The following is a 24,555-nucleotide window of genomic DNA, read 5'->3' as shown; positions in this document are numbered from 1 at the left end:
CGTCCGCCAGGAGTCACTGATGCCGCCTTCTTCAGTTCGCCGAGACTCGCCCGGAGGGCTGCAGTGAGCCTGTGCCGCGACGCAGGGCCGGCAACGCCGCTGTTCGCCTTCGCGGGCGTCCTCACGACCGGCGGCGCCGCTCTCTACCTGCTCGGAGCCGAGAACGCCTTGGTGTTGGCCGTCTGCACCTTCCTTCTGGCAGGCGGGGCCGGCCTCTGGTGCGCCGCCCGCCATTACGGCTGAGCCGCACCCCTGCCCGCCGCTCCGACTCGAGACGCCTGGCGGGGACGACCAAGAAAGGACGCGACCGAGCGTCTCGGCGACGCGGCCGCGGTGGGTCCATACGAGACCGACGTGGCCAAGCCGAGCCCCGACCTCGTCCCCCGGCTCGCCGCCACCCTGGACGTACAGATGCCGTTCTTCATCACCGGCCGGCCCGGTGTCCTTGCTGCGGTCCGCCGCCCGGGATAGACACCGGAAATGCGGCAAGAGCTGCCGCGCATCCACGATGGTGCCTGCCGCCGACATAGACCGGAGTGTTCAGTGGAAGCAACGACGGCCCGCAGCATCGCCCGTGCACGCATTGGATCGGGCCTAGCAGTAACGCTCCTACTGCTTCCCTTCGGCAGCTACGGACTGGCCCGCATGGGAGCAGTCCCAGAAGGTGCACCGATCGTGCTCGGCCTGCTGTCCGTGATCGCTGGCTTCGCGCTCCTCCCCGCCCTGTGTGAAGAGCGGGCTCCGTTCCGACGCTCGTCGTCGCGTCTGACCGCACGCACCCTGACCGGCGAACGGTCCGTCGACCTGAATCGGATCAGCACAGTACGGCTCCTGACGACCTTTTCGTACGGCGGCGCCTACCGCACCCTGGTGGTGCGCGACACCCATGGGACGCGCCTGGGGATCACGACCGAGACAAGCCGTAGGAAGCTGCGCCGAGCGATCGAGAAGGCGTACACGAACGCCGCACCGGGTGTCTCCGTGCCACGGGTGAGCCGTGCCGCCCGGACACACCTGGGCCTTGCCCCGGGGCGAGGCATCCTCGTCCACACGGCTCTCGCCTTTCTGCTTCTGACGGTGTCCGGCAGCCTGTACGTGACTGTTGCGCTCCGACTCGGCGGGCAATAGGCCTTGCCCCATGCCCATGGGCCAGCCACTACCAGCGACGGCTCAACTCGTGATCACGAAGTGCGGCTGGAGTATCACAGCGGGCCGTCTTCCTGGAGCCGGCCGCCTACCAGGGCGTACAACCGCGTGCGCCCCAAAGCTGGGCGGGCCAGCATAAACGACGGTCATGTCGGCGGCAGATCCTGAGACCAGAAACCTAACCATGGCCGGTCTGCCAACCGTAGCCAACGCGCACGATGCTGCCCTGCCGGTGGCCGCGTTGACGACGCACATCACGGGCGCCTCGGGAGGTGGGTTGGGGCAGCGGCACCACCGTTGATCACCGGGCGCCGCCGCTGTGTCCACCGGCAGGCAGGCCGGGCGGTTACCCCGGCATCGTCGGGCCCGTCATGACCGTGACGGAATTCGCGAGAGGAAGGTAACGACATGACCGGATCAGGTCCGCACGAAGCACTGGCGGGGGCCTTCGAAGAGCAGCGTGAGCGCCTGGTGGCGGTCGCCCACCGGATGCTCGGGTCGCGGGTGGACGCCGAGGACGCGGTGCAGGAGGCGTGGATCCGGCTGGCGCGACAGGACGCGGGCGCTATAGACAACCTGGCCGGCTGGCTGACCACCGTGGTCGGCCGGGTCTGCATCGACGTGCTGCGCTCGCGCAGGACACGGCCCGAACTGTCGTACGAGGACCGGCTGCCGGAGCTCGTGGTGAGCGTGGACGGCGGAGCGGCGCCCGAGGACGATGTGGTGCTCGCCGAATCAGTCGGGACAGCCCTGCTGGTGGTGCTCGTCACCCTGACGCCCACCGAGCGGCTGGCGTTCGTACTGCACGACATGTTCGCGGTGCCCTTCGCCGAGATCGGCGAGATCATCGGCCGGTCCGCCGACGCGACCAAGATGCTCGCCAGCCGGGCCCGCCGGAAGGTACGGGGCACCCCGGCGCCGGAGGAGGAGCAGCGGCGGCAGCGCGCGGTGGTCGACGCGTTCCTTTCGGCGGCGCGGAACGGGGACTTCGAAGGGCTCGTACGGCTGCTCGATCCGAAGGTGACCTGGCGCACGCAGCACCCGCACGGCGTGCTGACCACGGTCGGGGCGGCCGAGGTGGCCGAACCGGTCCTGCGCGGCGCCCGGTCGATGACCTCCGTGCTCCCGGTCCTGGTCAACGGCCTGCCCGGGTTCGTGGCCTGGGGTGCGAACGGCAAGGTGCTCGGAGTGGTGGCGTGCACCGTGGTGGAGGGCCGGATCGTCGAGCTCCTGACCGTGAGCGACCGCAAGCGCCTCGACACCATGGGTCTGCCCGCACGGCCCGAATAGCGCCTGTCGGGACGCCTGGCGCATGGGGTTGTTACGTCTTGGCGGGGCGCTTCGTCGTAGTGGTGAAAGCAGCCGAAGACGAAGGAGACCGCGATGGAAACCCGTATCAACCCCATGCGCAACGAGGTCGGGTCGAAGTGGGCCAAGTACATCATCTCGTCGAACAAGGCCATCACCGACTCGGCCCTGCCGAAGGCGGTGCAGGAGCTGGTGAAGATCCGCGCCAGCCAGATCAACGGCTGCGGCGGCTGCCTCGACATGCACACCAAGGACGCCGCGGCCGCCGGCGAGAGCGCGGTGCGGATCAACCTGGTCGGGGCGTGGCGGGAGACGACCGTCTACACCGAGGCGGAGCGGGCGGCGCTGGAACTCACCGAACAGGGCACCCGTCTCGCCGACTCCAACGGCGTCACCGATGAGGCGTGGGCGAACGCGGCGAAGCACTACGACGAGGACCAGTTGATGGCCCTGGTGGTCCTGATCTGCGTGATCAACGCCTTCAACCGGCTGAACGTGATCACCCGGATGCCCGGCGGCGAGTACCAGCCCGGTCAGTTCGGCTGACACGGACACTCCCCCTCAGGCTCGCAGGCTTTCAGCTCGCAGGCGGACCCGGGACGACCCGGGTCCGCCCCCCAGATATTTCGCCAAGGACAGGACTCATGAACACCGCACTGTGGATCACCACCGGCCTGCTGACCGCTGTCTTCCTGTTCTCCGGCCTCGGGAAGCTGTTCGTCCCACAGGAGAAGATGGCCGCGATGGCCGCCGCCGCGCGCTGGGTCCACGACTTCAAGCCCGGCACCCTCAAGGCCATCGGAGCACTCGAGATCTTCGGCGCCGTGGGTCTGGTCCTGCCCGCCCTGCTCGGCATAGCGCCGATACTCGTACCGCTGGCGGCCACCGGACTGGCGCTGATCATGACTGGCGCCACGATCCTACGGATCCGCCGCGGCGAGCCCAAAGCCGCACTGGGAGACGGGGCCTACCTCGCTATGACCGCCTTCGTGGCGATCGGCCGCTTCGCGCTGGAACCCTTCACCGGCTGACGGACCGCTACCCGAGCGGGGTGCGGACCGCGATCCCGCTCCGTAGGTCGTATCCCACCGCCACAGACCCACCGACGCGTAGTCCCGCCGGAGATACCAGCTGACGAAATCGGTCGCCTAGGACGACGTATCGATGGCGAACTGCGCGGCACCGCGAGCGGCGACCCGCACTTCAGCAAGCGACAGAAGCCGCTGCCCCAGGCCAAAACACCCTTGTGAGACGAATCCACCGCCAGCTGCCAGAACGACCGCGCCGTACGCGTAGGCCCCTCCGGGGCCACGTTCGGAGTCACGACAGTGACGACATCGCCCTCCTTCTCATCCAGTCATCGTCTGACCACTGAAGGGCCCACCGTGGCTGCTCAGGTGTGCCCGGGAGATTCCCTGCGCTGGCCGCCGCTTGGCGGCGAGCAACAAACGGAAGGCGCCTGCGGGGCGACCCCGGGCGATGCAACCCTTGATGGCCAGGACCAGGAGAATCCGCGCCCTCGGACGGACGGTGGAGTACGTCGCCGTACCCGACGAGGCAGCCCTGGCCAGCATGCTCGGGGTGGGCCTGCCGCCGTGGCTGGCCGAGGGGGCATCTTCCAGCTCCTCAGGGAAGGCACCAATGCCGACGCCGTGCGCCAGCTGACCGGGCACGACCCACGCCCCGTCGGCGACTTCGCCCGCGACCTCATGGCACCGCTCCAGTGATGCTCGGTCTGCCACGCCACCTGGTCACGGCTCCGTCCCTGACACCTCCTTGACGCCTGGATAACACCGCCCTTCAGGCCTGCCTCGGCTTTAAGAAGGCATAAAGACTGCCGGTCTCCGGCAATGCGCTCGCGGGTGCGCACCGGGCAGGATCAGGACAGGTCACCTGCGGTAACCGAAGTGATCAGGAACCCGTGGGGTTGTGGAGAGTCAGGCGGCGGTAAGCGGCGCGGGCGTTGGCGAGGCGGGAGATGGCGGTTCCGATGCTCGCCGCCGCCAGGAGGCATCCCAGGCGGCCCAGGTCGTAGCCGGCAGACCAGGTCAGTTCGCCCATGGGCGGTGTGGCAAAGCCGTTGAGGGCGAGCCAACAGACCAGGGCCGTGCCCGGTGCAGCGATGAGCCGGGCTCCGGTGCTCAGTACGGCACACAGCACGGACAGGAGGAGAAGGTCGATCGTGGGGTCGCCCTGGCCGTTCAGGTAGTTCAGGACGGTGACCACGACGAGGGCCACGACACCAGAGGCTGCCCACACCGAGGGGGTTGCGACGGGGTGGGGCACAGGGCGGGCACCAGAACTCAGACGCCTCCACTGCACCACGCGATTCCTCCCTCGCCCCGGCCTCCGCCCTTGGAGGCCTCCGCCATGATGCCTGAGCCGGGGAGGAACGGGCACAGGCCAGAAATCAGCCGAACGACGGCGCGGCATGATTCGCCGTCAAACCGTCCCGCCGCACCGCCTCCTCAATCGGAGCCGCGGCACCTTCCACAGGCGAATTCTTCACCGATTCGGCTGGCCAGCGCAGGGATAGGGTGACGACTTGAGGTGCACTGTCCACCTCCATCTTCCGCCGACAACAGCAGAAACCTGGGGGTTTTCCGTGCCTGTTCCCCGCGTGAGCCGTACTCCGCTGCCGGGCATAGGGGTCCGTTACGACCTCACCACTCGTGAGCATCGCCGCCTGTCGGTGATCGCCCACCGGGACGGTGCCCGAACGCTGAACGCCTACCGGCGGGACGACCCGGACGAGTGCGCGCTGTCGGTGAAGCTGACCGGCGGCGAGACGGAGGCGCTGATCGACGCGTTGATGCCCTCGCACCACAGCCCGAACCTGCTCTCCACGACCGACCTGGGGTTGGTGGCGGAGCGGATCGAGCTGTCCTCCATCTCCCACTGGAACGGGCGGGTACTGGGTGACACCCGCATGCGTACGGAGACTGGCGTGTCCATCGTGGCGGTGCTGCGCCGGGCCGGGGCGATACCTTCCCCTGGGCCTGAGTTCCGGTTGGCCGGCGGGGACACCCTCATCGTGATCGGCACCCGCGAGGGCGTCGACGCCGCCGCCGCGATCCTCGGCCGGGAGTGAGCGTATGCACTCCTCCGCTGTCTTCCTGATCGAGTTCGGCGCGATCATCCTCGCCCTGGGGCTGCTGGGCCGGTTCGCCGGACGGTTCCAGTTCTCCCCGATACCCCTCTACCTCCTGGCGGGCCTCGCCTTCGGCAAGGGCGGACTCCTGCCGCTGGGCACGAGCGAGGAGTTCGTCGCCATCGGGGCCGAGATCGGCGTCATCCTGCTCCTGCTCATGCTCGGGCTGGAGTACACGGCAAGCGACCTGGTCTCCAACCTCAAGACCCAGTACCCCGCCGGTCTCGTCGACTTCGCCCTCAACGCCCTGCCCGGCGCCGGCATGGCCTTCCTGCTCGGGTGGGGCCCGGTCGCCGCGGTCGTCCTGGCCGGCGTCACCTGGATCTCCTCCTCCGGCGTCATCGCCAAGGTCATGGGCGACCTCGGGCGCCTCGGCAACCGCGAGACGCCCGTCATCCTCAGCATCCTGGTCCTCGAAGACCTCGCGATGGCCGTCTACCTACCGATCGTCACCGCCCTGCTCGCGGGAGTGAGCCTGGCCGCCGGCAGCGCCACCCTCGCCATCGCCCTCGGCGTGGCCGGACTCGTCCTCTTCCTGGCCGTCCGCTTCGGAAGGGTCATCTCCCGCTTCGTCTCCAGCGACGACCCCGAAAAGCTCCTCCTGGTCGTCCTCGGCCTCACCCTCCTGGTCGCAGGCATCGCCCAGCAGCTCCAGGTCTCCGCCGCAGTCGGTGCGTTCCTCGTCGGCATCGCCCTCTCCGGGGAGGTCGCGGAGGGAGCCCACAGTCTGCTGAGCCCCTTGCGGGACCTGTTCGCGGCCGTTTTCTTCGTCTTCTTCGGCCTGCACACCGACCCCGCCAGCATCCCCCCGGTCATCCTGCCCGCGCTCGCCCTGGCCGTCGTCACGGCGGGTACGAAGATCGCCACCGGCTACTGGGCCGCACGCCGCGCCGGGATCTCCGTCAAGGGCCGGTGGCGCGCCGGCGGGACCCTGGTGGCGCGGGGCGAGTTCTCCATCGTCATCGCCGGGCTCGCCGTCACCGCCGGCATCGAGCCCTCCCTCGGGCCCCTGGCCACCGCCTACGTTCTGGTCCTGGTCATCGTCGGCCCGGTGACCGCCCGCTACACCGAACCGATCGCGACCTACCTCACCGGCCGCGGCCGCAAGAATCAGATGCCTGAGGTGCTGAAGCCGGGCCTGATTCCGGCCCAGCCGCAAGCGATGGACGCGATGGACGACTCCGGCACCGTCGGCCGCCCATGAGCATCGGCCACGCCTCCTGCTCCGCGACCCGGGATGGAAGCGGGACTGCGGTCACGCTGTGCGGTCTTTCGCACCGGGTGGCTGGGGCTTGCCGAGAGGGATGGTGCCGGCGAGGCGGGTAAGGAGCGGGCCGGCGAAAGCCAGAATGAAGACGTAAGCGGTCACCAGGGGGCCGAGCTCACCACGACGAGAAGGGCCAGGACCGCGGGCGTGGATGACAAACACATGCAGATCGGTGAAGTCGCCGCGCGGACCGAGCTGTCCCTACGCACCATCCGGCACTACGAGGAGACCGGCCTCGTCACCCCCTCAGCCCGCTCCCAGGGCGGCTTCCGCCTATACACCGAGACCGACGTCGCCCGCCTCATAGTCATCCGCCGCATGAAGCCGCTCGGCTTCACCCTCGACCAGATGCGCGAGCTCCTGGATGCCACCGACCGCCTCGACAACGAGCCAGGCCTCGACACCGGCGAACGCGAGGCCCTGCTGAAGCGCGTGCGCGAGTACGAGCAGGCCGCCACCGAACAGGTCGACAAACTCCGCATCCAGTTGGCCCGCGCCCAGGACTTTGCCGCCACCCTCCGCACCCGCCTGGGCCAGGCAGCACCGGCCGGTCCTGACCGCGGTGACCCGCCGCCCAGCTCGCTGTCCGGCCTCGCCCCTGCTCGTGATGGGCGCGATCCTCACGATCGCCGGTACCGCCCTGTACACCATTCCGGGAGGGCGGCCGGAGCTGATTGCCGCCGCAGCCCTGCTCCTGGCGGCCGTCGCCGCCTGGTGGTGCACCTCCCGTCAAGGATGATCACGACCTGACACCGATGTGATCATGCGCAAGGCTGGGGGCAGACAGCGGCCCGTCTGGTGGATACGGTGTAAAGAACGCGTCAAGAACTGGCGCGCGGTGTGCCGGGAAGTCTGGTCGGCGTCCTGGGGGCAGTGTGCCCTCTCGTCGCTGACACGCCCGGAGGTCCATTGCCATGGCCGGCACCCACTCGCGTCCCCCCTTCCTCGGCCTGCTGCCGCATCCCGAGCGGCAGGCGATCAGCCGGCCGTTGCACCCCGAGACCGTCAGCGGCCCGATCCCCCTCGGTACGGCCGTCATCGACTCCACGCCGGACACCGAGAGCGGCGTAGCCCGTGCGGTCGGGAAGCGCATCTGATGACCGACGGCGATACTTCTCTGCTGGCCCCCATGATCATCATCGCGGCCCTGGTCGTCCGGACCGCGCTCACGGAGCTGAAGCACCCGGGCAGCGCCCGGCGCCAGTGGGCGTTCGCCACCAACCCCAAGGCCATGGCGGCCGGTGCGACGGTCGCCGCCGCCACGGTCCTGATCGGCGGCGCGAGCTTCGGCTGGGCGGCGGCGGCCTGGGCGCTGCTCATCGGGGCGCTCACCGCATTCCTCACTGGCCGCGAAACCCCCGCCGCCGCATCCCCCGTAGTGAAGAACAAGGAGCAGCCTGTGTCTGAGCGACAGGTCGCCTGGGTGATGGTCGCCGTCGGTGCACCTGTGGCCTTGGCCGGGGTGGCGATGTACTTCCTGCCGGGCCCTGGATTTCCCGTGTTCGTCATCGGGCTGGCCCTGCTCGTCACCGGCCTCGTCATGGCCGCATCCGCCCGCCGCTAGCACCTGACATGAAACGACGCCGATGGTCTGGCCAGTGGATCGGATTGACGATCTTCTCTATCACCCTGCTGCCCGCTGGGCTGGTGATGGCTGCGGGCCGGGCACCGGCCCGTCTGCGGGCCCGACTCGCGCCGGTGCGGGCCCAAGGCTGGGCGCTCCTGGCCATCTACCTAGCTAGCCCAGGGGCTGTCCGGAGTCTGGTCGAGGCTCACGCCGGTCGAGGATGCCGTCTAATGTCGGCGGGAGTCTGATGCTGCGGAGGCATTTTATGGCGCGTGGGTGGATATCGAGCAGGCCGGTTGTTCTCGGTGTCGCGTTGGTTGCGGTTGCTGTGATCGGTGTGGGCATGTACTTGTTTCAGCCTTGGAAGTTGTGGCAGGACGAGACGGTGCGGGAGGCCCTGCCCTCTACAGCGGCGACCGCGTCGGCCGTGCCGAGCCCGCCCGGTACGAGTTCGGCGTCGCCGTTGGCGCCGGTGGAGCCGAGGACTGTCTCTACGGGGCAGTTGATCAGTCATGAGCACACCACGACGGGCACGGTGAAGATTGTCCGCTTGGCGGATGGTTCGCACACGCTGCGGTTGGAGAACCTGGACACCAGCAACGGTCCCGACCTGCACGTGTGGCTGACCGATGCTCCGGTGAAGGAGGGCAAGGCGGGCTGGGAGGTGTTCGATGACGGCAGGTACGTCAGTCTGGGCAAGCTCAAGGGCAACAAGGGCGACCAGAATTACGTTCTCCCCGCCGATGTGGACCTCTCCCAGTACACGAGCGTGAGCATCTGGTGCGACCGCTTCAACGTCTCCTTCGGCGCCGCGGCCCTCGCCAAGGCCTGACAGAGTGGGAACGGCAGTGGCCCGCCGACGTGTGGTCGGCGGGCCGCTGGCCGCACGGGGCGGCGGATTTCACCAGGTGCAGTTCATACGATGCCTGGTCAGGCTCGCTTGACGGTGAAGTCGCACCAGGCGGTCCACTCGGAGACGGCGGAGCCGTCCTTGACCTTCATCCGCCAGCGGTACTCGCCGTCGGTGAGCTTGCCCTCGGGGAGCTGGAAGCCCGCGTCGTGGCTGTTGTCACTGGTCAGCTGCTTGCGGACGGCCTGCTTGCCGTCGGTGGTGTCGACTTCGAACACGACCTTGCGGCGCGGTCCGGTCTCGGTGCCGTTCTCGATGGTGCCGGGCGGGGCCACCGACTCCAGGGTGGCGGCGAGCGTCGGCGAGTTGCTGGTGACGACCGGCTTGGTGTTGCCGCCGCAGACCTGGAATCCGGCGTAGGGGCCGTCCGAAATCCGCGGTGCTTCGGGGGTATGCAGCAGCCGGTCGTTGGGGCCGTCGTTGCGGGTGGCCCCGGACTGGGTGTCCGGTCCGGAGAGGGCGCTGGACAGGGGGGCCGCGGCGGCGCCGATCGCGAGGGCCGCGACGACGGCCAGGCCGACCCGCCCGGCACGTGTCCGGGCTGTGTTCCTCACACGCATGATGGTGTCTCTCCTTGTCACGGGCGGGCTACTTGACGTAGAGCGTGTGGTCGGGGCTGGGGGCCTGGATCTGGGTGCACTGGTAGGCCGTCCAGCGGTGTTCGGCGAGCAAGCGCTTGCCCTGTGCATCGCAGCCGGCGCGGTTGCTGAGGTCCTCGTACTTGACCCAGCTGGCGGCGGTGTTGGCCCTGAGCTTGTTGGCCGACACGTATCCGGCGGCCTTACTGCCGGCGCTGACGCCGTCGGTGCCGTCCCACCGGTAATGCACACCGAGCCAGACGCGGCCGACGGCGTTCTCGGTGGCCGCGGCCGAGAAGGTGGTGAACGTGCGGGTCACACCCAGGGCATTGGGGTCTTCGGTGGTGGCGGTCCACGTCATCTGGTCGGTGCCGAACCAGTCCTGCATGGCCTTGGCCCAGGCGCCGCCGAAGGTGGCGTGGCCGGAGATGTAGGCAGGGAAGGCAGGGCTGAAGTGGTTGCCGTTGCGGTCCTGGGAGAGCGGCTGCCAGTTCGCGTCGCCGGCCGTGTTCGGGTTGCCGTCGCCGTCCACGCGGATGGCGCTTTCAGGTCGCCACAGGTCGATCTCGGTCTGGTACTTCGCGTCCCAGGCGGTGACCGCGGCGTCCGCCATGGCGAACGCGGTGAGGGCGAACAGCTTGGCGTTGCCCGCGACGGACAGACCGTTCTGGCGGGAGAGGATCTGGGTGTGCTCGAAGAGCTGGCCCGGCGGCTTGTAGGTCAGGTCCAGGTCGTTGGCCCAGAACAGCGCGGCCTTGGTCTGGTCGGCCGTACGGGTGGTGGAGGTCGCTCCGCCCAGGCTCTTTACGTCATTGAACTGGTCCGTGTAGGGCTGGCTCTTGAGCAGCGTGTCCATGACGGTGTGGCCGGCCGGGCCGGAGGGGCGGAACTGCGAGCCGGAGGCCATGCCGAAGGGCTTGACCTTGCCCCATTCCGGAGTGGCGCCGTTCCCGGTTCCGGTCGGACGCCAGTACCCGGCAACGGTGCTGCCCGTGTACGGGGCGGCGGGGGCCGAGCCGTCGTTCTGCCGGTTCGCGACCATCGCGGCGGCGGCCTTCTGACCGACATCGGTACCCGCCGCGCGCTGCTCGGCGGTGACGGCGGCCGGAATGGTGGAGCGTGCGGCGGCGATCTCGTCGTCGAAGTTGTACTGCGGGTAGAGCGACTTCAAAACCTCGAACGCGGCGTGGTCGATGGCACTGTTCACATCCGGCACAGCGCCGTTGGCGGCGGTCGCCTTGACCAGGTACGGGTCGCCCAGGCACTTGTTGGCGCCCTCGGCGCAGCGCGCGGAGTTGGCCGCGTCGTAGACAGCGCCGTGCATCATGGCGCCCGCGCGGGCCAGCGGGCCCGGCGCGCCTCCGACCTGGCGGTAGGTCTCCTGCAGGACGTCGTTCCAGTAGACGACGTGGTCCTTGACCGGGTCGGCCGGAGCCTCGTACGTCACCAGGATCGAGGGCGCGTTCGCCGGCGCGTCGGCGGAAGCAAAGATCTTGTAAGACTTGTAGTCGGCTTCGTCGGTGGCCCGCAGCCCGATGGTGTCCACCGTCCGGCTGGTCTGGGACCACTGCTTGACCAGCGGGGTGATGTCCTCTGACAGCCAGCGCGGCCCGCAGTCTCCGTGCCCGTGCGTCTGGGTGGAGGCGGTCACCTTGGAGCGCCAGGCCGGCTGGGTGCTCCAGCGGGTCGCCGCCGAGGCGGTACCGGTGTCCCAGATCTCCCACGAGCGGGGTTCACAGGAGTCCGACCACGTCGCGAACAGATTCAGCTCGGCGTTGAGAATGTCCTGCCCGGTCACCGAGGAATGCCGGGGGAAGTTGATGAAGGAGCGTGCCTCGGTGCGCTGCCACTCCCGGCCGACGCTGAGCCCGATGCCGCCGGAGAAGTCGGCGGTGTCGCCGTTGCGGACGAAGGTGTCGAAGTTGGTGCCGAAGTACACCGCGGGGTCGATGGTGACCGGGAACTGGGTATCCGCTGCCGTCAGGAAGCTCTTGTCCGCGGTGACCTTGAGGTCGAACTCCTCACCGCGAGGTACGACGTCGATGTCGATGGGGCCACGCTTGGTGCCCTCACGGCCGGACTTGTCGCGGGAGGCGTCCCACATGAACGGGGTCGGCAGTCGGCCGACCGTCTCCCCCGTCTTGGCATCGGTGAAGGCGACGGTCTCATCCGCGCCCTGGCCGGCCTTGAGGCCCTTGGCCCGCACCGGCAGCGTGAACGAAGCGGCCTGCCCGGCCGCCGAACGGTCCTTGACCACGAGGTACTGCTCAAACCCGGTCCGGGTCGCCTCGACCACGAGGTCGGTGCCAGCGCTCACGTTGGGATATGTGGCCTTCGCGCCCTCCAGAACCGGATCCGGCAAAGAGCCCTTCCAGCCCAGAGCGACTGCCTGCTCACCACTGCCGAGCGTGACCAGGTCACCGCCCGCCTGACCGGTGCGCCCCGCCAGCTTCAGACCATGGGGGTGCGCCTTCGAGCGCACCGAACCATCGGCGTCCTTCACGAGAGACACATCCACCGGCACCCAGGTGCCGTTCTCGCGGAAGCGGACCGGGCCGGCGAAGGACTCCACCGACATCGTCCCGTCGGGATTCGCCCACAGGGACGTGGTCTCCGTGCGCGCCTCCACGACCTCAATCCGGCGCCCCTGTGCCTGCGCAGTGAGACGAGCAGCGGTCTGCGCACGGTCCTGGACGCTACGAACCGCACCGCCGTGCCCGGCCGAGCGTAAATCCGCAGTGCCAACGGTGGGAACTGCAACTGCCGCGCTGCCCGCCTGGGCCAGCAGGATCAGCGCGAGGGGAACAGCCACACCCCCGCTACGCAGGGCTTTACGAACCGGCCCGCTAGACCGGCCGCCGACCCCGTTTGGTCTCTGCACGCTGTCAACTCCTAGAAATCAGGGAAAGTTGGGAACAGACGTGCGGATGTTGCCAACGAACCCGCCTGGTGTCCACGTGGATTCTCAGCGTCCGGGAGTGATCATGGCGACGCCGGAACCGGGAACTCCGTAGCAGTGGGAGAACAAAGCCGGCTTGACCTGCTCTGGGGGAATCTGGCTGCTGGGTCGTCGTAGTAGAGCGTCTGCCGGCAGGCAGTGCTCAGTGCGAAGACGCCTCCGCCCCGCACCCGATGTGCCTGCTGCGCCTCCTGGGCCTGCACCGGAGCGTGGAGAGCCTGGCCCCCTACGGGTCCAGGTCACCTGCCGGCAGCTCCAGCCCCGGCAGCTCATCGCCAAGGTCGCAGGCACCCGGGGGCCCGGCTCAGCCACCGGCCAGCGGTACCGGGTGGCGAGCTTCTGCGGGCTCATCGAGGAGCGAGCCCAGTAGCGTGCCCGGGACAGTGCGGGCTTCGCTGCCGGATGGCTGCTCGACGTCCGGCCCCGCGGCCGTAGGCCTCGTGGACCTCCTCGACGACCCGAAGGAAGGTGATGACTACTTCATACGACAGCTTCCGCAGCCGCTGCCCGCCATCCACCGTCGGGTGCACCGTACGGAGCGCCTCGCCGAGCTGGCTGGCCCGGGCGTGCGCCTCCTTCGGCCGGCGGCGGGCCGGCTGTCCACGCGGTGACCGTCGGCTGCGCAACGCGCCGATCGTCGCGGCCACCGGCTGTCTCCAGCGTCACCTTTCGGCACCGTCAAGAGAGCGGCGTCCGATGACACTGAAGCCGCGCCGACGGATTGTCACCTGGTCCGTCATCGGCTGGTGGGCGGTCCGCACGGATCTGTTGTGGCTTGCCAGCACTGCTGTTGGGCGCCTCGCACCACTTGCCGGGGGACCCCGCATCCGGCGCTGTCCTGGTTGCGGTCGGTGAGGCCGGTGACTGGGTACGGAGCGGGGGAGGGCTTGCGGAGCCGTTTGGTCCTATGCCTTGTCCGACGTGACGCGGCGCGAGTATGTTCACCGCCGGTGTGCCGGGAAGTCTGGTCGGCGATTAGGGGCCTTGTGCCCGTCGCGCCGTCTCTGGAGGCCCGCATGGTCTCGCCCGCCCTCCGTACGCAGTCCCTGACCAAACGCTACGGCCGTGTTCTGGCGCTGGACGGGCTGGATCTGAGTGTCCCGGCCGGTGAGGTGTTCGGCTTCCTCGGCCCCAACGGAGCCGGCAAATCCACCACCATCCGGCTGCTGCTGGGACTGGCCCGCCCGACCAGTGGCCGGGCATCGGTCTTCGGCATCGACGCGGCCGACGTCGCCATGACGCACCGGCGCCTAGCGTACGTACCGGCCGACCTGGCGCTGTGGCCACAGCTGACCGGCGCCGAGATGCTGGAGCTGTTGGCCCGCACGGGTCCCGGAACCGACCGGCTCTACCGGGATGAGCTGGTCGAGCGGTTCGACCTCGACCTGTCCAAGCCGGGCCGGGTCTACTCGACGGGCAACCGCCAGAAGGTGGCACTTGTGGCCGCGTTCGCCACCCGGGCACCCCTGCTCGTACTGGACGAGCCGACCAGCGGCCTGGATCCGCTGATGGAACGCGAGTTCCGCCACGCGGTCCGCGAGGCCCGGGACAACGGCCAGACCGTGTTCCTCAGCTCCCACCAGCTCGCCGAGGTCGAGGCCGTGTGCGACAAGGTGGCGATCCTGCGCGCCGGCCACCTCGTGGACATCGCCGCCGTGCCGGAACTGCGACGGCTGCACCGCACGGAGGTGACGGTGAGCTTCACCGGCACGCCACCGGACCTGGACCGCGTGCCCGGCGTGGAGGAAGTTGAGGTGACCGGCGCGGCTTCAATGCGGTTCACCCTCACCGGCCCGCCGGGGCGCGCGCTGCAAAAGCTGGCGGACGCGGACGTGGTCAGCCTGGCGGTGCGCGAACCCTCGCTGGAGGAAATCTTCCTCAGCTACTACGGCGGGCCGCAGCGGTGACCCCCGTTTCCCCGCCGGCCGAGCACACAGGTCCCGGTCAAGTGGCGGGCCGGGCGGTGACGGCTCTGGCTCTGCGCCAGACCAGACGCGGCGCGCTCGTCGTGACCGCTGTGGTGGCCGGGATGTCGGCGGTGGCGGTCGCCGTCCACCGCAGCACCGTCAAGAACCCTGCGGATGCCGCAGCCCTGGATGCGCTGGCGGGCAACCCGGCGATCCGCACCCTGTTCGGCGAACCGCTCGCTCTGCACGACGCCGGCGGGTTCGCGGTGTGGCGCACCGGGACGGCATTGGCGGTCGTGCTGGCCGTGTGGGCACTGCTCGCCGCAACGCGGATCACCCGGGGCGAGGAGGACGCAGGCCGGTGGGACGTCCTGCTCGCGGGGCGGCTGCCGGTCACCACCGTGGTGGCACGCCACCTCGCCGTTCTGATCGCGGCGTCACTCCTCGCGGGCACGGCAGCCTTCGTCGGCCTGACCGCAGCTGGTGCCACTGCGGGCGGCGCCGCCGTGCACAGTGCCGGACTGGCCTTGTGCGGGGTGTTCTTCGCCGCGGTGGGCACCATGGCCGCCCAGGTATTCGCGATCCGGGCGTCAGCCAGCGGCGCGGCGGTCGCAGTGCTCGGCATCAGCATGCTGCTGCGGATGGTCGGCGACGGTGTCGCCGCCCTGGGGTGGCTGCGCTGGCTCTCGCCGTTCGGCCTGACCGCGCTGGCCCGCCCCTACGCCGGAAACCGGATCTGGCCACTGCTGGCCTTGTTCGCCGCCGGCCTGGTGCTCGCCACCGTAGCCGCGGCTGCGGCAGGGCGACGCGACATCGGCGACGGTTACCTGCGCGCTCCCTCCGGCCGGGCCCCGCGCATGAAGCTGCTCGGCTCGGTCCAGGCGTTCGCGGTACGGCGGCTCGTGCGGCCACTGGCCGCCTGGTCGGCCGGTGTCAGCGCCTACTACCTCCTCATCGGAGTACTGGCCGTGTCCATGACTGACTTCCTCACCGACAACCCGCACTTCGCCGACCTCGCCGCCCAGGCCGGCTTCGCCGGACTGGGCACCGTCCAGGGCTACATCGCCACCCTGTTCGCGCTGCTGGCCGTGCCGGCCGGAGCCTTTGCCGCGGTCCGCCTCGCCACGCTCGCCGCCGACGAGACCGGCCGACGTCTCACCCTCCTGTTCGCCCAGCCCCTCACCCGCACGCGAGTGCTCACCGCGGAGATCACCGCCGCCCTCGGCGGCGTCATCGTGCTCACCACCGTCGCCGGGCTCGCCACCTGGACCGGGACACAGGCCGTCGGTGCCGACGTCGGCCTAACCGCCGCGCTGTCCGGGGCATGGAACGTAGTGCCCATCGCCCTCCTCTGCCTCGGCGCCGGTGTACTCGCCCTGGGCTGGGCCCCGCGCGCAGTCACCATCATCGGATCTCTCCCGGCAACAGGCGGATTCCTGCTGAAAGTCATCGCCGACAGTTCCGGCTGGCCGGCTTGGGTCGGCCGGCTGTCTCCATTCGCGCACCTGGCCGCAGTACCCGGCGAACCCGTCAACTGGCCCGCGGCCTTGCTGATGGCGACCGCCGCCACGCTCGCCACAGTCGTCGGCATCATCGGCTACCGACTACGCGACCTCCGCACCTGACCACACGGCGGCCGAGGAGCAGGCCTTGAAGCACCTGCCTCGTGCTGGACCGGCCGACAAGTTGGTGCGGAGAAGGTACGAGCTTGGGGAGAGCGATCGGACGAGACCCGCGCACCTTTGTGGCACCGCGTGAGTGCGGCCCTCGTGCCCCTGCCCGTGGGTTGGCGATAATCCGGGCTTTCGGCAGTCGGGGGGCGTCGGTGGGCGGAACGATGATGGTTTGATCGTCGGGTTGCTGGTGTTCGGGTTCTCGGCGGGTTTCTACTTCCACTCCAGAGCGCGGGGTGCGAACGTCCGCGGTGTGCGTGAACGTGGGCCAGGTCGCGCAGGGTTCCGTGCTCCTGCTGCAGTACACCCCGGTGGGCGGGCCGGCGCGGCAGACACCGTGGGCCCGTTCGTGTTTCCGCCCGTCGCGGTCGGGGGGCGTCTTGATGTGATCTACGACCCCAAGCGCCCTCAGGAAGTCACGCTCCCGGAACGCCTCCCCAAAGGGACGCCTGGGCTGCTGATCACGATGCTCGTCTCCGGCGCGGTCGTCGCGTCTGCGTGGGGGCCGTGGTGGTGGGCGTCACCTGAGCCCGGCGAAGCCCGGGGCGAAGCACGGAGAAGGCCAGCATGTGGTGCACGTGCCGGCCCTCTCGCGGATGGGATCAGGCGTCGCCTTCGTGGGCGGCGCCGACCAGTTCCTCCAGGAGGTCTTCCATCGTGACGAAACCGATCACCGTGCCGGTGTCCGCGGCGACGGCCGCCAGGTGGGTGCCGGCGTCGCGCATCGCGGTCATGGTGTCGTCGAGCGGGGTGTCCGGGGCGACCGTGATGACGGGGCGCATCGCGCTGCGCGGGAAGGGGGCGGAGCGATCGCCCGCGGCGAGGGCGTCCTTGATGTGCAGGTACCCCCAGATCTCCTGGCTCTGCGGACCGATGACGGGGAGGCGGGAGTAGCCGTGGTCGGCCGCTGTCCGTTCCAGGCGTCGAGGGGTGATGTCGCAGGGGACGGTGACCACCTTGTCGAGGAGGACCATCACCTCGCCAACAGGCCGGGTGCCGAGTTCCAGGGCGTCCCGGAGCCGCTCCCCGTCCTCGGGGCCCAGGAGGCCGGCGGCGCTGGAGTCCTTGACGAGGCGGGCGAGTTCCTCGTCGGTGAAGACGGAGCCGACCTCGTCCTTCGGTTCCACCTTCAGCAGCCGCAGCAGGGTGTTGGCGAAGGCGTTGATGCCGAAGACGAACGGCCGCAGCGCCCTGGTGAGGGCGACCAGCGGCGGCCCCAGCAGCAGCGCGGTCGGCGCCGGCGCGGCGAGCGCGATGTTCTTGGGGATCATCTCGCCGACCAGCATGTGCAGGTACGTCGCCAGGGTGAGCGCGATGATGAACGCGATCGGATGGATCAGCCCCTCGGGCACCCCGATCGAGTGGAACGGAGGCTCCAGCAGGTGCGCGATGGCCGGCTCGGCGACCGCGCCCAGCACCAGCGAGGAGACGGTGATGCCGAGCTGGGCGGTGGCCATCATCGCCGAGAGGTGCTCAAGCCCCCACAGGACGCTCTTTGCCCGCCGGTCGCCCTTGAGCGCGGCCGGTTCGATCTGGCTGCGCCGCACGGAGATCAGAGCGAACTCGGCGCCGACGAAAAAGGCGTTGGTGATCAGGGTGAAGGCACCGATCAGCAGCTGGATCGCGGTCATCGGGCCTGCTCCTCATCGGTGGCGGAGATCGCCGGCGCCGTGATCGACACGCGGTCGGCGCGGTGATGGTCGATGTCGAGCACGGACAGCTCCCAGCCGTCCAGCTCGACGGTGTCGCCCTCGACCGGGATCCGCTCCAGGCGGGTCGCGATCAGCCCGGCGAGGGTCTCGTACGGGCCTTCGGGCGCGGTCAGTCCGAGCTCCTCCAACTCGTCGACGCGGACGCTGCCGTCGGCCTCCCAGACCCTGCGGCCGTCCAGCTCGGGGCCTTCGAGGAGGTCAGGTGCCTCGAAGGGGTCGTGCTCGTCACGGACCGAGCCGACGACCTCCTCGACGACGTCCTCGACGGTGGCGACACCGGCAGTGCCGCCGTACTCATCGATGATCACGGCCATGGTGTGGGCCTTGCGCAGCCTGCCGAGGAGGATGTCGACGGGCAGCGAGTGCGGCGCCATCAGCGCGGAGCTCATCAGGTCCCCGACGGTCGTCAACGGGCGGTCGTCCTCGTCGAGGTCGAGCACGTCGCGGATGTGGATGGTGCCGACGACGTCGTCGAGGGTGTCGCGGTAGACCGGGAAGCGGGACAGGCCCGTGGCCAGGGTCAGGTTCGCGGCATCGGCCGCGGTCGCGTGGAGCTCCAAGGCCTGGACGTCGACGCGCGGGGTCATGACGTTCTCGGCGGTCAGCTCGGCCAGGTGCAGGGTACGGACGAACAGCTCGGCGGAGTCCGCCTCGATCGCCCCGGCGCGGGCCGAGTGCCGGGCCAGCGCCACCAGCTCCTCCGGGGTACGGGCGGAGGCCAGCTCCTCGGCGGGCTCCAGGCCGAAGCGGCGCACGAGCCGGTTCGCGGTGTTGTTCAGGTGCCGGATCAGAGGGCCGAACGCGGCGGTGAAAGCGCGCTGCGGACCGGCGACGACCTTGGCCACGGCCAGCGGCCGGGAGATCGCCCAGTTCTTCGGCACCAGCTCACCGACCACCATGAGGACGACGGTGGAGATCGCGACACCCAGCAGGGTGGCTGTGGTCGACACCGCGCCCGCCGGAAGGCCTATGGCCTGGAGCGGGCCGCGCAGCAGCGCGGACACGGACGGCTCCGCCAGCATGCCGATCACCAGCGAAGTCACCGTGATGCCCAGCTGGGCACCCGAGAGCTGGAAGGTGAGGCGCTTGGCGGCCTTCAGCGCGCCCTCGGCACCCCGCTCACCGGCAGCGGCGGCGCGCTCCAGCTCACTGCGCTCGACCGTGGTCAGAGAAAACTCGGCGGCGACGAACACCGCGCACACCAGCGTCAGGACCAGCGCGAGAAGCAGCAGCAGCACTTCGGTCACCGTGCCACCCCCGCTCCCGGCGCGATCATCTGCGGGCAGGACGTGGCACGGCTCGGACTAGGAGGTTCACCCATTGCGGGTCTGCCGCTCCTTCTTTCACTCGGCGGCACCGTCTCCGGTCCGCGGATGGTTGTGGGGCAGTGTCCCCGACCCCATCGTAAAGGGTGGGTAAAGTCCCTGGCGATGCGGGAGGAACTCCCAGAGGAGGCCGGTGACGGCGACGGACGTCATCCAGGACCAGCGGGAGCGACGCGCGACAGCCGTCCCGTTACGAGGCTCCGCTTCCTGCAAGGGGGCTCGCTGTCGGCCTCGGCCGCGGCCACCAGCGACAGCAGTCCGTCCTCGGTTAAGCCGCCAGCCGCCTGGACGTCGGTCAGTACTGGCTTGCCCTCGGCAGCCGTACCGGTCTTGTCCAGGGCGACGGTGTCGAGCTTGTGGGCGGTCTCCAGGGCTTCGGCGGAGCGGATGAGGACGCCCGCCTGGGCGCCCTTGCCGGTGCCGACCATGATGGACAGCGAGGTCGCCAGGCCCAGCGCGCGCGGGCAGGCGATGATCAGCACCGCGACCGCGGAGGTCAACGTCAGGGTGAGCGCGGGGCAGACCCGATCGCTCGGAGCCCGCGTCGGCCAGCCGCTGGATCGGCCTGCTGTATGAGGCGGATGGGCAAGCATCGTGTCGGTGCCGACCTTGGCCGCTCGTACGCGCAGCGACCCGGTTCCGTTCACCGTCGCGCCGATGACCGTGTCCCCGGTCACCATGGACCCGTCCACCGCCGAGGAACCGGACAGCACCGCGCGTCAACCGGTACCTTCTCCCCGGGCCGGATGACCGACGCGTCGCCGACCGCACGTCTTCCACCGGAATCTCGGTCTCGGCGCCGTCGCGGACCACCCGAGCCGTACGGGCCTGCAGACCGAGCAGCGCCCGGGTGGCTTCGCCGGTGCCGGCCTTGGCACGCGCCTCCAGCGGCCTGCCGAGGAGGATCAGGGTGAGGAGCACGCGGACGGCCTCGTAGTGCACCTCGCGCACGTCCTCGGGCAGCAGCGAGGGCGCGAGGGTGACCAGCAGCTGTAGCCGTACGCGGCCGACGCGCCTAGCGTGACCAGGGAGTTCATGTCCGCACCGCGATGGCACAGGGGTCAGCCACAGCCTGTCGAGTGGACCGGCCACCCGGTGTAGAAACATTGGCGGTGCGCGCATCCGCCGGCAATCCCGCGCTGACGCGCAGGTCCGGCAAAACGACCCGGCTGGCGCACGCCGCCTCGCACCGTCACCTCGACCCGCTGCACCCCGCCCTCCAGCCTCGCATTGCGGGCCCGGCGCGGGCCGAAGAAGAACCAGCCGAGCCGGCGACCAACACGACGGCCAGCGCGACAACGGCACCATCGACGGCATTCATGGCAGCCCGCCCCTCCTGCGGAAATCCCAGCCCAGCGTCAGCCCGCCTGGCCCCTGCCAGGTAGGGCTGATCGGGCCCCGGAGCGACCGAACGACCCTGTGCTGAACGCCCTGGCCAGCGTGACCCTGGCAGCACAACGCATGTGTACAACTGCGGCCTTCAGCCCGCGGCCCCGAGAGCCGGAAGCTATGAGTCGCGATGATGTTCTGGTACGACCCCAAGTATCAGCGGGTGAGGCTGGTTCGCCATGTCGGCCGGCATGCTCCTGTTCTGGGTTCTGATCATCACCGCCGCCGTCCTGCTCTTCCGCACCTTGAACCGCGCCCGCGAGCACACCCACCTCTACACCGGGCCCCGCCCGAGCAACTGCTCGCCAAGCGGTTCGCCCGCGGCGACATCGACGACGAGGAGTACCAGCGACGTCTCGCCGCTCTGCGCTCCTCCGGTCCGCCCAGCCAGCCCGGCAGCCTCCCAAGAAGTAGTGAGGACCGGCCGTGAACAGCAACAAGAACTACGGCCTGTACGCGATCGCTCTGGTCGGCGCACTGGCGCTCGGCGTGCCCCTCGGCACCCTCCCCATCCTCTTGGTCGCGCTCGCCTGCCCGCTGATGATGTTCTTCATGATGCGCGGCATGGGCGAAAGCGATGACATGCAGCGCCCGGCGACCCGCACGACCACGAGCTGTTCCGCTGAGAGCCGCGCGCACCGGTACAAGTAAGGGAGGTTCGCACGGTGTACGTAGTGATCGCCGTCCTGGGCCGCGACGCTCAGGTCAGCGCCGGATGGCGATGACCTCGACGTCCGCGTTCATGGCGCGCAGCCTCCGGACCGCTTGTAGCAGTGAGACTTGGGCGAAGGCGAAGAGCGAGTCAACGGCGATGTCCTCGCCGTCCTTCAGCAGGATGCCGAAGACCACGCGGAGCGTGCCGAAGTCTTCGATGAGGCGGTGGTCTGGGCTTTGGGCGGCCACCTGCTTGAGGAACTTGGCTCGCACCTCCAGATCGCTCCGCAAGGTCTCCACGGCGACCACGCCTTGGGCGAAGAGGTGGTTGAGGGGAGCGGTACTGGAGGTGGCCTTCTTGATGCAGATCAGCTGACTATCAGGGCCCAAGACGTCGCAGATCTCCAGCCCCCCACCCTTGAATTTGCTGGTGTGGACATTCTTCTTGTCGAAGAGGAAGTATCCGTATTGCTCCGCTGCCCGATGGTTGAACCAGTCCTCGTCGTGGGAATCTTGGCCGTCTGAGTTGAGCGGCCCCCTCGTCCAGCGAGGCAGCGTGACGGTCCGCGGAGCCTCGAAGAGGCTGGTGAGCTCCTCTTCTAGGGTTTCGATGAAGCCGGCCCCTACCTCGAACCATTTGCCGTTGCCGTAGAACAGCCGGTCGGGGTTTACCTGTATGTCAGCGATCAGCCACTCCTTCCCGTTGGTGGCGACACCTGCAGGGGTTTGGCAGTCATCGTCGCTGAACATGGTCACGCGGACGTCGGCGAGCGCCTTGAGCCGCTCGCCTTGCGGTTTGTCCTTCACGAAGGCCAGTAGGTGCCTCAGTTCGAGCTCGTTGGTTTCGATCACTCGGGCTCCGCGTCGGATGCGGAACGCCTGGGCCGAGCTGTGGTTTTCCTGACAGGCGTCTGGAACGCCGGTGGTCAGGCGGGGACTGTCCGGGTCGGCGAGCAGGCCCTCGAGGATCTTCTGGGCTTCGACAGCTTTGCGGCTGCCGTTGTTGAGGGTGTGGACCCTACTGACGAATCGCAGCTGGGGTAGCGGATCGGGTCTTGCGCAAACGTCCTCGATCGTCTGCAGGTCGCTGAGGAACTCTTCCAGGCTGGTGGCCAGGGGGAGTTTGATGGCGGCCTGGGAGCATTCGACGCGTACTCGACGTGTCCGGCCCGATTCCAATGAGGTCAGCGCCAGCCCGCTCACGGTGCCGCATATACGGCGGACGACGGCACCGAATCGGTCCAAGCCGAAATCTTCGATGCGTTCACCGCGCGAGACCGAGTACTCGTCGACCCTGCCCCGGCCGTCCATGATCTGGTTGCGGACCTTGATGACTCCGGCGTCGTCGAGGCAGCGGGTCGCGAATTCCAGCCCGAACTCGTCGTCGCGGAAGTAGGGGTCCAGCATGTGGTGCCCCACTCCGTAACTCAGAGCGTAGACCCCGCGGGCAGTGCGCATGAGGACGAGGCCGGCTGCGGCACGATTCCTTTCGTTGACTTCCAGGCCGGTGATGGACTCGACGGCGTCGCACCAGTCAGCGCGGTCGCGTGGGACTCCTCCCGTCATCAGCAGTCCTTCGATGCCTTGACGGGCGAAATGCCTGACCTGAAAGTCGGCGCCGTCAAGATATCTGTCGCGCACGAATTCCCTCAGCTCCACGGCATGGCCTTCGGCCTTCAACCGGTGGAGCGTGGACTTACGGGTGGCGGGTCGGGGTCTGCGGGTATTGCCCAAGGTGACCTCCACGCACTTGCAACGCAGGACCTACCAAGAAAGCAGATGGGGAGCTGTCTCCACCACTGCACGGCCCCTTCGAGTTCCACCTGCACGGAGCGCACCTGGAGAGGCGAACGGTCGATCCAACGCTGCTCCTGCAGTTCCACAGCGGCGCCCGCCTGTAGGACAGCCCGCCCACCACTGCAACGAACAGGCGTGGCAGCGTACGGACCGACGTGCCGCAGCGGTGGGCGCCAAGGGGTGGGCGCCGACTGAAACCCCTGTCAGGCATGGCGCCCTAGTCGGCGCCCCGTGACAGCCGCACACTGCGCTTTGTCGACTGCCAACAACCTCATGCGCCGACCTCCGCGACAGTTCAGCGACGGGCTTCGTCCTTGAAGGGGAATCGATCAGGACCCGCCTGCATCAGCCGAACGGTTCGTAACCGGGCGCCCCAAGCGTGGCTCGCCACCTTCAGGCGCAACCTCTCGACCGCCCCCTAAGTAACTAACTACTCGTCAGTAGAGTCAGCAAAGTGTCAGCATTCGTTCGACCAGACCTGACCAGAGCCTGTTACACATGAGACTCGACTTCAAGATCAACAATCCCGACCAGGGCCCGCGCCGACATCCGCGGGACCCCTGGAAGCGGAATGACTATGGCCGCCGCACCCGAGGCCATCCCGAGATGGAATCAGACCAGTTCAGCGCACTCTTCCCCTAGGCTTCAAGCGAGTTGGGGGAAGCTCCGGAGCCGGAATCGGAGGGCCGTCGTACCCCTTGACCTCGCCGTAGCGGGTCCCGTTCATCCAGTCTTCGCGGGCCTGTGCGATATCCTCTTGGGACCGTCCGATCCAGTTCCAGAACATCACGATCTCCTCCTCGAACGGCTCGCCGCCCAGCAGCATCAGACCGGCGTCCGAGACCGCGCGCAGGGGGAGGTCCGGGCGGCCGCAGCCGAGGTAGAGCATCGCGCCCGGGAGGAGCGGTACGCCGTCGACGTGGGCTTCGCCCGACATGGACAGGACCGCGTACTCGAAGTCCCGGTCGAGCGGGAGCCGGGTCTCCGTGCCCGCCGCCAGGGCCAGGTCCGCGCCGACGATCGGGCTGTACGCGGTTCCGGGCGAGGTCGCCGAGTCCAGGGTGCCCAGGATGACCGTCGCCGTCAGAAGCCGTTGTCTTACCGGATGTGATCGTTGAGTTTCTGCTGGTCAGCATGGTTTCGGTCGGGTGAGGGATGCTCTCGACGTTCTGTTTCCGCTTGATCGTCGAGGGGTGTGCGGTGGCGTCGATG

23 protein-coding genes and 2 pseudogenes are annotated in these 24,555 nt (G+C 69.0%); 17 read left to right on the top strand and 8 right to left on the bottom strand.

Annotation, left to right across the window (positions count from 1 at the left end):
* The first annotated feature begins 63 nt into the window (after window positions 1-63).
* From AC061S_RS37825 to AC061S_RS37800, 6 genes are all read left to right on the top strand, one after another.
* Entirely contained in the window at window positions 64-243 is a 180-nt protein-coding gene (locus AC061S_RS37825) for a hypothetical protein (protein ID WP_478690404.1), read from the top strand.
* 432 nt (window positions 244-675) lie between these two features.
* Window positions 676-1,128, top strand: coding sequence for a hypothetical protein (locus AC061S_RS37820; RefSeq protein ID WP_478690403.1), 453 nt, complete (start codon window positions 676-678; stop codon window positions 1,126-1,128).
* A gap of 426 nt (window positions 1,129-1,554) precedes the next feature.
* The gene (locus tag AC061S_RS37815) at window positions 1,555-2,436 is read left to right on the top strand and encodes a sigma-70 family RNA polymerase sigma factor (RefSeq protein ID WP_478690402.1); all 882 of its coding nucleotides are present in this window, start codon (window positions 1,555-1,557) and stop codon (window positions 2,434-2,436) included.
* Window positions 2,437-2,529: 93 nt separating this feature from the next.
* Window positions 2,530-3,000 (top strand): carboxymuconolactone decarboxylase family protein, encoded by a 471-nt coding sequence (locus tag AC061S_RS37810; protein ID WP_478690401.1) that lies wholly within the window; start codon window positions 2,530-2,532, stop codon window positions 2,998-3,000.
* Between the two features lie 98 nt (window positions 3,001-3,098).
* Window positions 3,099-3,485: a DoxX family protein gene (locus AC061S_RS37805; RefSeq protein WP_478690400.1), complete on the top strand. Its 387-nt coding sequence runs from the start codon at window positions 3,099-3,101 to the stop codon at window positions 3,483-3,485.
* Window positions 3,486-4,049: 564 nt separating this feature from the next.
* Window positions 4,050-4,181, top strand: coding sequence for a hypothetical protein (locus AC061S_RS37800; protein WP_478690399.1), 132 nt, complete (start codon window positions 4,050-4,052; stop codon window positions 4,179-4,181).
* A 184-nt stretch (window positions 4,182-4,365) separates the two neighbouring features.
* Here the strand turns inward: AC061S_RS37800 and AC061S_RS37795 are convergent, their stop codons facing one another.
* Window positions 4,366-4,692, bottom strand: a complete 327-nt coding sequence (locus AC061S_RS37795) for a hypothetical protein (RefSeq protein WP_478690398.1) — start codon at window positions 4,690-4,692, stop codon at window positions 4,366-4,368.
* Window positions 4,693-5,059: 367 nt separating this feature from the next.
* Here AC061S_RS37795 and AC061S_RS37790 point away from each other — a divergent pair, with 367 nt between their 5' ends.
* The 6 genes and pseudogenes from AC061S_RS37790 (at window position 5,060) to AC061S_RS37765 (ending at window position 9,271) form a co-directional block, all read left to right on the top strand.
* The gene (locus tag AC061S_RS37790) at window positions 5,060-5,545 is read left to right on the top strand and encodes a cation:proton antiporter regulatory subunit (RefSeq protein WP_478690397.1); all 486 of its coding nucleotides are present in this window, start codon (window positions 5,060-5,062) and stop codon (window positions 5,543-5,545) included.
* Window positions 5,546-5,549: 4 nt separating this feature from the next.
* A complete protein-coding gene (locus AC061S_RS37785; protein ID WP_478690396.1) occupies window positions 5,550-6,809 on the top strand; it encodes a cation:proton antiporter in 1,260 nt (419 codons plus the stop codon).
* Window positions 6,810-7,019: 210 nt separating this feature from the next.
* A pseudogene (locus AC061S_RS37780) lies at window positions 7,020-7,427 on the top strand (MerR family transcriptional regulator); the annotation flags it as partial.
* A 359-nt stretch (window positions 7,428-7,786) separates the two neighbouring features.
* Window positions 7,787-7,969 carry a hypothetical protein gene (locus AC061S_RS37775; protein ID WP_478690395.1) on the top strand — a complete coding sequence of 61 codons (183 nt, stop codon included), beginning with the start codon at window positions 7,787-7,789 and terminating at the stop codon, window positions 7,967-7,969.
* Window positions 7,969-8,436 (top strand): hypothetical protein, encoded by a 468-nt coding sequence (locus AC061S_RS37770; RefSeq protein ID WP_478690394.1) that lies wholly within the window; start codon window positions 7,969-7,971, stop codon window positions 8,434-8,436. The genes AC061S_RS37775 and AC061S_RS37770 overlap by 1 nt, the downstream gene beginning before the upstream one ends.
* Before the next feature lie 268 nt (window positions 8,437-8,704).
* Entirely contained in the window at window positions 8,705-9,271 is a 567-nt protein-coding gene (locus AC061S_RS37765) for a DM13 domain-containing protein (RefSeq protein ID WP_478690393.1), read from the top strand.
* 98 nt (window positions 9,272-9,369) lie between these two features.
* Here AC061S_RS37765 and AC061S_RS37760 read toward each other — a convergent pair whose 3' ends face one another.
* Both AC061S_RS37760 and AC061S_RS37755 read right to left on the bottom strand, forming a co-directional pair.
* The gene (locus tag AC061S_RS37760; RefSeq protein WP_478690392.1) at window positions 9,370-9,903 is read right to left on the bottom strand and encodes a hypothetical protein; all 534 of its coding nucleotides are present in this window, start codon (window positions 9,901-9,903) and stop codon (window positions 9,370-9,372) included.
* A gap of 34 nt (window positions 9,904-9,937) precedes the next feature.
* A complete protein-coding gene (locus AC061S_RS37755) occupies window positions 9,938-12,556 on the bottom strand; it encodes a DNRLRE domain-containing protein (RefSeq protein WP_478690391.1) in 2,619 nt (872 codons plus the stop codon).
* A gap of 701 nt (window positions 12,557-13,257) precedes the next feature.
* Here AC061S_RS37755 and AC061S_RS37750 point away from each other — a divergent pair.
* The 3 genes from AC061S_RS37750 (at window position 13,258) to AC061S_RS37740 (ending at window position 16,418) form a co-directional block, all read left to right on the top strand.
* Window positions 13,258-13,497, top strand: coding sequence for a hypothetical protein (locus tag AC061S_RS37750; RefSeq protein ID WP_478690390.1), 240 nt, complete (start codon window positions 13,258-13,260; stop codon window positions 13,495-13,497).
* A 405-nt stretch (window positions 13,498-13,902) separates the two neighbouring features.
* Window positions 13,903-14,793, top strand: a complete 891-nt coding sequence (locus tag AC061S_RS37745; RefSeq protein WP_478690389.1) for an ABC transporter ATP-binding protein — start codon at window positions 13,903-13,905, stop codon at window positions 14,791-14,793.
* A 56-nt stretch (window positions 14,794-14,849) separates the two neighbouring features.
* Complete coding sequence (locus AC061S_RS37740; protein ID WP_478690388.1) at window positions 14,850-16,418, top strand: ABC transporter permease; 1,569 nt, start codon at window positions 14,850-14,852, stop codon at window positions 16,416-16,418.
* Between the two features lie 650 nt (window positions 16,419-17,068).
* On the opposite strand, the gene AC061S_RS37735 is transcribed toward AC061S_RS37740, so the two are convergent.
* The 3 genes from AC061S_RS37735 to AC061S_RS37725 form a co-directional block, all read right to left on the bottom strand.
* Window positions 17,069-18,097: a hemolysin family protein gene (locus AC061S_RS37735; protein WP_478690387.1), complete on the bottom strand. Its 1,029-nt coding sequence runs from the start codon at window positions 18,095-18,097 to the stop codon at window positions 17,069-17,071.
* Window positions 18,094-19,425: a hemolysin family protein gene (locus AC061S_RS37730; protein ID WP_478690386.1), complete on the bottom strand. Its 1,332-nt coding sequence runs from the start codon at window positions 19,423-19,425 to the stop codon at window positions 18,094-18,096. Before AC061S_RS37730 ends, AC061S_RS37735 begins: the two co-directional genes overlap by 4 nt.
* A 227-nt stretch (window positions 19,426-19,652) precedes the next feature.
* A complete protein-coding gene (locus AC061S_RS37725; protein WP_478690385.1) occupies window positions 19,653-20,183 on the bottom strand; it encodes a hypothetical protein in 531 nt (176 codons plus the stop codon).
* 839 nt (window positions 20,184-21,022) lie between these two features.
* Here AC061S_RS37725 and AC061S_RS37720 point away from each other — a divergent pair.
* The gene (locus tag AC061S_RS37720; RefSeq protein ID WP_478690384.1) at window positions 21,023-21,322 is read left to right on the top strand and encodes an SHOCT domain-containing protein; all 300 of its coding nucleotides are present in this window, start codon (window positions 21,023-21,025) and stop codon (window positions 21,320-21,322) included.
* Window positions 21,319-21,543: a DUF2933 domain-containing protein gene (locus tag AC061S_RS37715; protein ID WP_478690383.1), complete on the top strand. Its 225-nt coding sequence runs from the start codon at window positions 21,319-21,321 to the stop codon at window positions 21,541-21,543. The genes AC061S_RS37720 and AC061S_RS37715 overlap by 4 nt, the downstream gene beginning before the upstream one ends.
* Before the next feature lie 54 nt (window positions 21,544-21,597).
* Here AC061S_RS37715 and AC061S_RS37710 read toward each other — a convergent pair whose 3' ends face one another.
* The gene (locus AC061S_RS37710; RefSeq protein ID WP_478690382.1) at window positions 21,598-23,226 is read right to left on the bottom strand and encodes a DUF6119 family protein; all 1,629 of its coding nucleotides are present in this window, start codon (window positions 23,224-23,226) and stop codon (window positions 21,598-21,600) included.
* 739 nt (window positions 23,227-23,965) lie between these two features.
* Window positions 23,966-24,430, bottom strand: a pseudogene (locus AC061S_RS37705) (pirin family protein); the annotation flags it as partial.
* Window positions 24,431-24,555 lie beyond the last annotated feature (125 nt).

It is taken from the genome of Streptomyces sp. CA189 (assembly GCF_056428985.1).
Note: the sequence above shows the minus strand (reverse complement) of the source record. Positions and strands in the feature narration are given on the sequence as shown.